At 71.7% G+C, this 5,089-nt stretch carries 6 protein-coding genes; 4 read left to right on the plus strand and 2 right to left on the minus strand.

Annotated features, from left to right (window positions below; translation table 11 throughout):
* Together I5E_RS19455 and I5E_RS19460 are read right to left on the minus strand one after the other, a co-directional pair.
* Positions 1-329 (minus strand): GtrA family protein (locus tag I5E_RS19455; protein WP_148287062.1); only part of this gene is annotated, 329 nt, incomplete at its 3' end.
* Positions 330-506: 177 nt separating this feature from the next.
* Positions 507-1,511 (minus strand): aldo/keto reductase family protein, encoded by a 1,005-nt coding sequence (locus I5E_RS19460; protein ID WP_022908458.1) that lies wholly within the window; start codon positions 1,509-1,511, stop codon positions 507-509.
* 545 nt (positions 1,512-2,056) lie between these two features.
* Between I5E_RS19460 and I5E_RS19465 the strand changes: the two genes are divergently transcribed.
* From I5E_RS19465 to I5E_RS22250, 4 genes are all read left to right on the plus strand, one after another.
* Positions 2,057-2,440, plus strand: coding sequence for a hypothetical protein (locus tag I5E_RS19465; RefSeq protein ID WP_022908459.1), 384 nt, complete (start codon positions 2,057-2,059; stop codon positions 2,438-2,440).
* A gap of 20 nt (positions 2,441-2,460) precedes the next feature.
* Positions 2,461-3,000, plus strand: coding sequence for a hypothetical protein (locus I5E_RS23020; RefSeq protein ID WP_022908460.1), 540 nt, complete (start codon positions 2,461-2,463; stop codon positions 2,998-3,000).
* Positions 3,001-3,128: 128 nt separating this feature from the next.
* Positions 3,129-3,689 (plus strand): YceI family protein, encoded by a 561-nt coding sequence (locus tag I5E_RS19475; protein ID WP_022908461.1) that lies wholly within the window; start codon positions 3,129-3,131, stop codon positions 3,687-3,689.
* A gap of 1,006 nt (positions 3,690-4,695) precedes the next feature.
* A partial coding sequence (locus I5E_RS22250; RefSeq protein ID WP_187290557.1) for a maleylpyruvate isomerase N-terminal domain-containing protein occupies positions 4,696-5,089 on the plus strand: 394 nt, incomplete at its 3' end.

The following is a 5,089-nucleotide window of genomic DNA, read 5'->3' on the forward strand; positions in this document are numbered from 1 at the left end:
TCGTGACGGCGAAAGCACCCCTCGCGGACGGTCTCGCGTCGGCCGGTCTGCCGTTCGGCGCGGAAGGTGATGAACCGGTTGCCGATCCAGGCGACGGCCGTGGACACGACGGCGGAGACGATCTTCGCGGCGATGGGACCGTCGGGCATCACGGTCGCGCGGAGGAGGTTGTAGACGCCGAGGTCGATGACGAAGCACACGGCGCCGATGCTCCCGAAGGAGACGAGCTGGCGGGCCAGGGTGAGCAGTCGCGCGAGGGGCACGCGCGACGGGACGGGCACCGCTCCGGTGGCGCGTGGCACCACAACGGGGGTATCGGTTCGGGTCATGCCCCCGATTCGGGGGGCTTCGCGAGGTGGTTTGGGTGGGGTACAGCCATCCGGAGGCTTCTGCCAGTTTCGCGACACCTGCTGTTCACATGCGGGTCGCGGTGGACGCGCCCACGCAACGGACGGGAGGCGCGGTGCCAGCCGGCACCGCGCCTCCCGTCCGGCAGGTGGCCGCGTCTACGCGGGGCGCGACGCCGGGCTGACGGTCTTCGACGCGTCGCGCTCCGGGATGTCCCCCAGGGCCTGGTCGATCGCCGCGAGGGCGTCGGCGTCGAGCCGCACACCCGCGGCCTTGACGTTGTCGGTGACCTGCTCCGGACGGGAGGCGCCGACGATCGCGCTCGCGACGTTCTCGTTCTGGAGCGTCCACGCGATGGCGAGCTGCGCGAGGGTCAGGCCGGCCTGGTCGGCGACGGGCTGCAGGCGCTGCACGGCCTCGAGGACCTCGTCGCGCATGAACCGCTTGATCATGTCCGCGCCGCCCTTCTCGTCGGTGGCACGCGAGCCCTCGGGCAGCGGCTGACCCGGCTTGTACTTGCCGGTGAGGACACCCTGCGCGATCGGCGACCACACGATCTGGCTGAGGCCGAGCTGCTTCGACGCGGGCACGACCTCGCCCTCGATGACCCGCCACAGCATCGAGTACTGCGGCTGGTTCGAGATGAGGTGGAACCCGAGCTCCTTCGCGAGGGCGGCGCCGGCGCGGATCTGCTCGGCGTTCCACTCGCTGACGCCGATGTACAGCGCCTTGCCCTGGCGGACGACGTCGGCGAAGGCCTGCATCGTCTCCTCGAGCGGGGTCTCGTGGTCGTAGCGGTGCGCCTGGTAGAGGTCGACGTAGTCGGTCTGCAGACGGGTCAGTGAGCCGTCGATCGACTCCATGATGTGCTTGCGGCTGAGCCCGACGTCGTTGTGCCCCTTCGGTCCGGTGGGCCAGTAGACCTTCGTGAAGATCTCCAGCGACTGGCGGCGCTCGGCCTTGAGCGCTTCGCCGAGGACCTGCTCGGCTGCCGTGTTGGCGTACGTGTCGGCGGTGTCGAACGTGGTGATGCCGGCGTCGAGCGCTGCCCGCACGCACTGCGTGGCGACGTCGTTCTCGACCTGCGAGCCGTGCGTCAGCCAGTTGCCGTAGGTGATCTCGGAGATCTTGAGTCCGGAGTTGCCCAGGTACCTGAATTCCATGCCGCCGACGCTAGCGGGCTTCCCCGTGCCGTGAGGGGCCGTGGGAGTACCTGGGTGCGGCGGGGCCCGTGCGGGGCGGGGCGGGCGCGGGCGGGCGGGGTCCGGCGCGGGGCGGGGGCGAGCGGGCGCGGGGCGGGCACGAGCGGGCGGAACCCGCACCCGACCCCGCTCCGAACGCACGCGTTCCACCCGCTCGCGCCGCGCCTCCCGGCCCGAACCCGCCCACATCGGCGAGCCCGCACGCCGGACCCGCCGAGCGGGCGGAACCCGCACCCGACCACGCTCCGAACGCACCCGTTCCACCCGCTCGCGCCGCGCCTCCCGGCCCGAACCCGCCCACATCGGCGAGCCCGCACGCCGGACCCGCCGAGCGGGCGGAACCCGCACCCGACCACGCTCCGAACGCACCCGTTCCACCCGCTCGCGCCGCGCCTCCCGGACCGCCCGCGTGCCGGCCATCCGTCCACAGGTGGCCGTGCGCGCTCATCGTCCACAGATCGCGCCGATCCCCGCTGCGAAGCGGGGGCAGCGGCCACGCTGACCAGATGCACGTCGACGCGACCTTCCCGATGACCCTCCGCGGCCGCCCCTTCCGCGTCCGCGAGGCCCTGCGTCGCGGCGTCAGCGCCGGCCGCCTCCGATCCCGCGCGTTCCTCCGGCCGTTCCACGGCATCCGCGCCTGGACCGAGCCGCAGACCCACGACGAGCGCGCACGAGCCGTGCAGCCACGACTGCGCCCCGACCAGGCGTTCAGCCACACGACCGCCGCGGCGATCCTCGGCTTCCCGCTCCCCCGACGCCTCGAACGCGACCACCGCGTGCACGTGACGACGATCGGGACCGACCAGGCACTCCGCGTCCGCGGCACGATCGGCCACCGTGCACGCGAGGCAGACTGCAGGTCGTCCACTCGGGCACCGCCGCCCTGACGCATCCCGCCGACACCTTCGTGGCGCTGGCGACACTCCTGAACCGCGACGAACTCATCGTGGTCGGCGACGCGCTCATCGGATGGCTCGGCTGGTGCGACCACGCCGAACTCGTCGCGGCGGCCCGCCGTTTCCGCGGAGCGCGCGGCATCCGTCGGGTCCGAGCGGCGCTCGCGGAGATCCGCCCCGGCTCACGCTCCCCCGGCGAGACCCGACTCCGGCTCGCCCTGACGAGGCGCGGACTCCCACAGCCCGCGCTGAACCACGACGTCGTGGTCGACGGTCGTTGGATCGCATGCGTCGACCTGGCCTACCCCGACGCTCGCGTCGCGATCGAGTACGAGAGCGATCTGCACCGCACCGACGATCGCTCGTTCCGGAAGGACCTGACTCGCGGGGAGCACCTCAAGGACGCCGGTTGGTGGCTGCTGCGCGCCACCTCGGACGACGTGGGCCCGGGGATCGACGCGCTCGTCCGGCGCGTGCGTCGCCTGCTCGACGGTGCGTCAGCCGGGAGGCACGACCCACGTCCGACACGCCGTCCTGCGTCATCGAGATGAACATTGGTTGACGCTCAACCAAACGCGTGCAGAATGGGCTAGCATCAGCTTCGATGCAGGCGCATGGAATCGCGGTTCCGCCCGACGCCTGCTCGGGAACGCAGTCCACACGCTTCGAAGGAGTCACCATGACGCTCACCGCCTCGACCATCCCCGGCTACCAGACCGGAACCTGGAAGATCGACCCCACGCACTCCGAGGTCACGTTCTCGGTCCGCCACCTCGCGATCAGCAAGGTCAAGGGCAAGTTCGAGACCTTCGACGCCACCGTCGTCACCGCCGAGAACCCGCTCGAGTCGACCGTCGAGGCGAACATCGACGTCGCGTCGATCAACACCGGCCAGGAGCAGCGTGACCAGCACCTCAAGACGAGCGACTTCTTCCTCACCGAGGAGCACCCGCAGCTCACCTTCCGCTCGACGAGCATCGAGGCCAAGGGCGACGACCTGCACATCGCCGGCGAGCTGACCCTGCGGGGCGTGACCAAGCCGGTCGTCCTCAAGGCCGAGCTCGGTGGCTTCACGACCGACGGCTACGGCCAGGTCAAGTTCGGCGCCGAGGCCTCGACCAAGATCGACCGCACCGAGTTCGGCGTGAACTGGAACGCGGCGCTCGAGGCCGGTGGCTTCACGCTCGGCAACGACGTGACGATCAACCTCGACGTGCAGTTCGTCCTCCAGGCGGCCTGACACCTCGCACCTCCTGACCCGCGGGTCACCGCGTTGCGCGTGACCTGAGGGACACCGAACAGCAGGACTCTGCAGCACCCGAGACGAACGGCCCGGCTCCTCCCCCACGGAGCCGGGCCGTTCGTCGTTCCCCGGGGCGTGGTCGGGGGCGGGTCGCTTGGACGTCACCGGTCGCGCGTTGCCCGTCGCCCGTTGCCCGTTGCTCGTCGCTCGTCGCTCGTCGCTCGTCGCTCGTCGCTCGTCGCTCGTCCCTCGTCGCGCGTCGCGCGTCCCTCGTCGCGCGTCGCGCGTCACCGTCCTGGTCCGGAGCGCTCCGTGCTCTCGTCTCCGTGCCCCGTCTCCGCGCCCTCGTCTCCGCGCCCCCGTCGACCGGGCGAAGTACGTCATGTTCACCATCGGAAGCTGGTCGATTTCACCCGCTCACACGTCCTGCGCGTGGCAACGCAGTCGTTGTTCGGCGCAGCGTCGGGGCGGTCGTGCCTCCGGGAGCCCGTCGCCATCGAGCGGGCGAAGCCTGTCCGGTCCGGAGTCTCGACCGCGCCCGTTCCGCCCGCTCGGCCCCGCGCCCGCCGGTGCGAGCTGCGGAGCTCGAGTCTCGGGGCACGCAGACGATTTTGTCGCGGTGGCACGTGACCGGGGCCGGCGCTCGACGTGTCGAGCGGGCGAATCCGGCCCAGGAGGGCGACCGCACCAGGCCACATTCCGCCCGCTCGCGGCCGCACCGCATGGGCCCGCTCGCGGCCGCGCCGCATCCGCCCGCTCGCGCCCGGCCGCGCGCCACCAGCGCCGCACGGTGCGCAGTAGCGTGAGGCTGCGGCGCCCGACGCTCGACCACTCCGGTCGCCGGGAATCGGAACCCGTACAGCACGGTTGCAGGCGAACACGAAACACCACGAGCCCGCGCGGAACGCACGAGACCGTGATCGCCCGCTCGACTCGAGAGAGCACGAAGCACCCCGCACGCAGCACCCCGCACCCCGCAGGACCCACGAACAGGAGCACCACCATGGCCACCGACTGGATCGCGCTGCAGGCCCTCGCGGCAGCCGAGTTCGGCCGCCGCGTCGCCGCCGTCACGGATTGGGACGCCTCGACCCCCGACTCCGAATGGACCACCAGAGACCTCGTGCGACACGTCGTCGAGGAACAGCGGTGGATCCCGAAGCTCCTGACGGGGTGCGACTACGCGCAGGCCGAGGCGGACCTCGAGGCGGTCGGCCCCGACCTCGCCGCCGAGTGGGCGAAGTTCGCCGCCGAAGCCATCGAGGCATGGCAGCGAACGCCCGCTGACACGCCGGTGCACCTCGCCACGGACGTCGTCCCCGCGGGCAGTACCTCACCGAGCAGACCAGCGACATCACGATCCACACGTGGGACCTCGCGCGGGCGACCGGCAGCGA

Origin of the sequence: Curtobacterium sp. B18 (assembly GCF_000333375.1) — a bacterium.
In the GTDB taxonomy this organism is placed as follows: Bacteria; Actinomycetota; Actinomycetes; order Actinomycetales; family Microbacteriaceae; genus Curtobacterium.

Coding starts and splice junctions, on each gene's coding strand:
- I5E_RS19475 (WP_022908461.1), top strand. CDS start 3,129: ATGACGCTCACCGCCTCGACCATCCCCGGCTACCAGACCGGAACCTGG.
- I5E_RS19460 (WP_022908458.1), bottom strand. CDS start 1,511: ATGGAATTCAGGTACCTGGGCAACTCCGGACTCAAGATCTCCGAGATC.
- I5E_RS19465 (WP_022908459.1), top strand. CDS start 2,057: ATGCACGTCGACGCGACCTTCCCGATGACCCTCCGCGGCCGCCCCTTC.